The sequence below is a fragment of the Glycomyces dulcitolivorans genome, assembly GCF_003265355.1.
Taxonomy (GTDB): domain Bacteria; phylum Actinomycetota; class Actinomycetes; order Mycobacteriales; family Micromonosporaceae; genus Glycomyces; species Glycomyces dulcitolivorans.
In genome coordinates, this window is record NZ_QFRW01000175.1 from 1 (window position 1) to 4,961 (window position 4,961).

Sequence of the window (4,961 nt, forward strand, 5' to 3'; positions counted from 1 at the left end):
CCACCAGCCGGGCCTGCCTGGCGGCGATCGCCGATGCCTCGTCGGCGCCTGCCGCCGCCAGGCAGGCCCCCGCCGCACCCGCCCGCCGCGCGCCCGCGGGGACCATGAAGGCCAGGTCCTGGACCGTCCGCTCCGCCAGCCCGGCCTCCCACATCGCCGCGAGCCCTTCGGCCGCTTCGGCGTTGGCGAGGTTCCCGGCCTCGACCGGATGCCCGTGGCCGCCGCGCAGCCACTCCGCGAAATGCGGCAGGGCCGCCCGCAGCGCCTGGACGACCGGGACGTCGGCCGTCCGCTCGAAGGCGCGCCGCGACGTGAACGACTCCCCGTACAGGAGCGAGTCGGTCCGCCAGGCGTCGACGAACCGCTCCACCGGCAGGCTCGCGAACGCGTACCCCTTCGGGTCGTGGAACCGGACCAGCTCGTCCTCCACCCCGAACACCACCACGTAATGGTCGGCGCCCCAAGCGCTTCCGCGCCCGGGCACGTGCGTCAGCAGCCCCATCTCGACCGGGCCGACCAGCAGCGGCGCCTCCGGACTCGCACCGCGCAGCCGCGCGGCGGCCTCCTCGCGCGTCCCGCCCGCCTCCTTGACGCAGGTCCACCCGAGCGCGGCGACGGCGGCGTCGAGTCCGATCTCGCAGTCCCATCCGGCCGGGTCGAAGAACGGCGTGGTCCCCGCGTGCAGCTGCATGCCGAAGGGCGCCCCGGTGAGCACGTCGATGGCGCCCGGCCCGGGGGAGTCCGGGCCGAGCGCCATCGAGAGCGAGTCGGCGTAGCAGTTGTCGCCGGAACCGGTGTACGGCAGGAACATCGTGTCCTCCTCTGGGGAAGCGGGACGGTCCTTCGCGACGCTACGGGAATTGAATTATTCGATCAAGTGTGTGAAATTCGGATCACGCGGCGACTGCGGCGGCCTTCTTGGCGCGCTTGGCGACCGAGAGCTGGAGGAGGCCGATGACGATGACCAGGGCCGCGGTGGCGTAGTGGACGCCGAAGGCCATGGCGGCGTTGCCGCCGTGGACGAGGATGAGCGTGGCGTCGCCGATGGGGATGAGCGCGGTGGCGAGCAGGGCCCAGCCGAGGGCGCGGCGCTCGCGGATCAGCAGCAGGACCAGGAGCACGATGGCCGAGCCGAGGTCGCGGGCGCCCTTGACGCTGAGGAACTCGGCGGCCTCGCCGGTGGGCCAGTGGGCGAAGCCCATGCTCGGGGCGACCGCGGCGGGGGTGAGGAGGTACTGGAGGCCGAAGGAGAAGACGAAGAGGACGCTGGCGATGGTGAGGACGTCGGCGATGATGCGGCGGGCCATGGGGGAACTCCGTACTTGTGGGGCTAGGAAATCTAGCGTTGCTAGTAACATGAATGACGCTAGCATAGCTCTGCTCGGATGTCTAGCGGTGCTAGAATTGTGATCATGGCTACCCAGCAGCGCCGCGAACGCGAACGCGCCCAACGCGAAACCCTCATCGTCAACGCCGCCCGCGAGATGGCCGAGGCCGACGGCTGGCCCGCGGTGACCATCCGCCGCCTCGCCGAACGCATCGAATACAGCCAACCGGTCCTCTACAGCCACTTCGCCGGCCGCGGCGCGATCGTCGACGCCGTCGCCCTCCAGGGCATCGTCGAACTCACCGGCGTCTTCAGCGCGGCCAGGACCGCCGCCGCACCGGGCGGGGAGCTCGCGGCCGTCGCACAGGCCTACCTCGACTTCGCGAACGCCAACCCGGCCGTGTTCGAGGCGATCTTCACCCTCGCCGAGGGCCTGCCGTTCGGCGCCGACGCCCCCGAGGCGCTCAAGGCCGCGTTCGCCGAGATCTACGCGGTATTCGCGCCGCTCGCCGGCGACCGCGACCCCGACGCCTTCACCGAGGTCGGCTGGGCCGCCATCCACGGCCTGGCGTCCCTGGGCCGCGACGGCCGCCTCCGCCCCGACCTCCTGGAGCAGCGCCTCCCGATCCTGCTCGACCTCTTCACCAAGGACTAGGCCGTCACGTCCGGGCGCGCCCGCGGGTCTTTACCGTTGACCGACAGGAGGGAAACCCATGACCACCGACTTCGCCGTACAGCGCTTCGAGGACCACCGCGACCACCTGCGCGCGGTCGCGTTCCGGATGCTCGGCAGCTCCAGCGAGGCCGACGACGCCGTCCAGGAGGCCTGGATGCGCTTCGCGCGCACCGACACCGCCGACGTCGAGAACCTCCGCGGCTGGCTCACCACCGTCGTCTCGCGGGTGTGCCTCAACCTGCTCCGCTCCCGCCGGACCCGCCGCGAGGACGAACTCGACGAGGCCTTCCAGGCGCCCGCCGCCGCCGAAAGCCCCGAGGACCAGGCCGTCATGGCCGACGCCGTCGGCCTCGCCCTCCAGGTCGTCCTCGACTCGCTCAACCCGGCCGAACGGGTCGCGTTCGTCCTCCACGACCTCTTCGGCGTCCCCTTCGAACGCATCGCGCCCGTCCTCGACCGCACCCCCGAGGCCACCCGCCAACTCGCCTCCCGCGCCCGCCGCCGCGTCCGCGGCGCCAGCCCCGTTCCCGACGTGCCGCTGCAGAAGGCGGTGGTCGAGGCCTTCCTCGCCGCCGCCCGCGACGGCCGCTTCGAAGACCTCCTCGAAGTCCTCGACCCCGACATCACCGTGGTCGCCGACGACGCCGCGGTCGCCACCGGCTTCGCCGGCCGCGAGGTCATCGGCGCCAAGGAGGTCGCCGCGATCTTCAACGGCCAGGCCCGCGCCGCCGTCCCGGTCCTCGTCGACGGCTACATCGGCGCCATGTGGGCCCCCGGCGGCACCCCGCGCTCGGTCCTCGCCGTCACCGTCGAGAACGGCCGCATCACCGCGATCGCCATCATGAACGACCCCGCCACCCTCGCCGCCCTCGAACTGACCCCGATCGAACAGGAGCCGCGATGAGCCCCGACCGCATCCGCCGCGCCGCCGTCATCGGCGGCGGCATCGCCGGACCCGTAGCCGCGACCGCGCTGCGCCGAGCCGGCATCGACGCCCACGTCTACGAGGCCCACCCCGACCGGACCGGAGACGTCGGCGGCACACTCGCCCTGGCCGCCAACGGCGTCGCCGCACTCGACATCATCGGCGCCGCCGACGCGGTCCGCGCGATCGCCCAGCCGCTCGGCCGCCAGACCATGTCCTTCGGCGGCAAGCGCATCGAACTGCCCCAGCTCGCCGACGCCGAACCGCTGCAACTGGTCGCCCGGACCGAACTGCACCGCGTCCTGCGCGAACGGGCCGAAGCCGAAGGCGTCCATTTCACCTACGGCAAACGGCTGACCGACGTCGACGGCCCCGACCTGCGCTTCGAGGACGGCACGACCGACACCGCCGACGTGGTCGTCGGCGCCGACGGCATCCACTCCACCGTGCGCGGCCTGATCGACCCCGCCGCCCCGAGCGCCGGGTACACCGGCCTGCTCGGCTTCGAAGGCGTCTCCGACCACGAAGCGCCCGTGGAAGAGGGCACGATCAACTTCACCTTCGGCAAACGCGCCTACTACCTCTACTGGCGCGAACCCGGCGGCGGCACCCGCCTCGGCATGAACCTGCCGCGACGCGAGCCCATGCCCTTCACGCAGGCCCGCAACGTCCCCCGCGAGCAGTGGCTCGAAATCCTCGCCGACACCTACGGCGACGACGACCCCGGCGGCGACCTGGTCCGCGCCCTCCGCCCCGAGTCCTTCCACACGGCGGGCGCGCTGCACATCATGCCGAAGGTCCCGCGCTGGCACCGGGACCGCATGGTCCTGGTCGGCGACGCGGTCCACGCCCCGTCCAACAGCTCCGGCCAGGGCGCCTCGCTCGCGATCGAGTCCGCGATCCAGCTCGCCCGGTGCCTGCGCGACATCGGCGACCTTTCGGCCGCGTTCGACGCGTACGAGCGGCTCCGGCGCCCGCGGGTCGAGGGCGTCGCGGCCCGGGCCGCCAGGATCAACCACGCCAAGGCTCCGGGCCCGGTGGCACGGGCCCTCATGCCGGCGCTGATGCCGCTCGCCTTCAAGATGATGGACATCGAGCAGACCCAGCGGGCCGAGCAGCTTTACCGCATCGACTGGGAAGCGCCCGCCTAGTGTCGGTCGGCGGCCTTAAGCTCGAAGTGATCCGAGCGGAAGGAGCCGGCCGTGCTGAGAGAGGTCGCGGAGGGCGTGTTCGCCCACCAGAGCGAACTGCTCGCGAACAATGCCGTTGCGGTGCAAGGCGGCTCCGGGGTGCTGCTCGTCGATCCCGGACTCACCGAGTCGGAGCTGGCCTGCCTCGCGGGCGACCTGCGCGAGTGGGGGCAGCCCGTCGCGGCGGGCTTCGCCACGCATCCCGACTGGGACCACGTGCTCTGGCACCCCGGCTTCGGCGACGCGCCCCGCTACGGCACGGCCCGCTGCGCCGCCCGCATGCGGGAGTTCCGGTCCGACCCGGACTGGAAGGCCCGCGCCGCCGAGGGACTGCCGGAGGAGATCGCCGACGAGGTGCCGCTCGACCTGTTCGGCCGCATCACCGGCCTGCCCGCCGGAACCACCGAACTTCCTTGGGACGGCCCGCGCGTCCGCGTCATCGAGCACCCGGCGCACTCGCCCGGCCATGCGGCGCTGCTCGTCGAGGAGCGCGGCGTCCTCGTCGCGGGGGACATGCTCTCCGACGTCTTCGTGCCGATGCTCGACGACTTCACCGACGCCAACGACCCGGTCGAGGAGTACCTCACCGGACTGCGACTGCTCGAAGACGCCGCCGCCGAATTCCTCATCCCCGGCCACGGATCTCCCTGCGGCGCCGCCGAACTCCAGGCCCGGATCGATCTCGACCGCGCCTACCTCCACGCCCTCCGCGAGCAGCGCACGCCCGACGACCCGCGCATCGCCGCCGCCGAGCCGGGCTGGGAATGGGTGAGCGACATCCACGAAGGCCAGACCCGGAGCTTCGCCCGATGGAGCGAGCGCGGCTAGGGGCCGGACCGCGAC

At 72.5% G+C, this 4,961-nt stretch carries 6 protein-coding genes; 4 read left to right on the forward strand and 2 right to left on the reverse strand.

The window, feature by feature from the left end; genetic code table 11:
• Both DI269_RS13730 and DI269_RS13735 read right to left on the reverse strand, forming a co-directional pair.
• On the reverse strand, positions 1-811 hold an 811-nt coding region (locus DI269_RS13730; RefSeq protein ID WP_112136761.1), incomplete at its 3' end, for a hypothetical protein.
• An 82-nt stretch (positions 812-893) separates the two neighbouring features.
• On the reverse strand, positions 894-1,307 hold the full coding sequence (locus DI269_RS13735) for a DUF4267 domain-containing protein (protein ID WP_198667415.1): 414 nt from the start codon (positions 1,305-1,307) through the stop codon (positions 894-896).
• A gap of 105 nt (positions 1,308-1,412) precedes the next feature.
• Here DI269_RS13735 and DI269_RS13740 point away from each other — a divergent pair, with 105 nt between their 5' ends.
• From DI269_RS13740 to DI269_RS13755, 4 genes are read left to right on the forward strand one after another with little or no spacing between them, the layout of a single operon-like run.
• Positions 1,413-1,982 (forward strand): TetR/AcrR family transcriptional regulator, encoded by a 570-nt coding sequence (locus tag DI269_RS13740; RefSeq protein WP_112136771.1) that lies wholly within the window; start codon positions 1,413-1,415, stop codon positions 1,980-1,982.
• A gap of 58 nt (positions 1,983-2,040) precedes the next feature.
• Entirely contained in the window at positions 2,041-2,907 is an 867-nt protein-coding gene (locus tag DI269_RS13745) for a sigma-70 family RNA polymerase sigma factor (RefSeq protein ID WP_112136765.1), read from the forward strand.
• The gene (locus DI269_RS13750) at positions 2,904-4,079 is read left to right on the forward strand and encodes an FAD-dependent oxidoreductase (protein WP_112136767.1); all 1,176 of its coding nucleotides are present in this window, start codon (positions 2,904-2,906) and stop codon (positions 4,077-4,079) included. Before DI269_RS13745 ends, DI269_RS13750 begins: the two co-directional genes overlap by 4 nt.
• A gap of 51 nt (positions 4,080-4,130) precedes the next feature.
• Complete coding sequence (locus DI269_RS13755) at positions 4,131-4,946, forward strand: MBL fold metallo-hydrolase (protein WP_112136769.1); 816 nt, start codon at positions 4,131-4,133, stop codon at positions 4,944-4,946.
• Positions 4,947-4,961 lie beyond the last annotated feature (15 nt).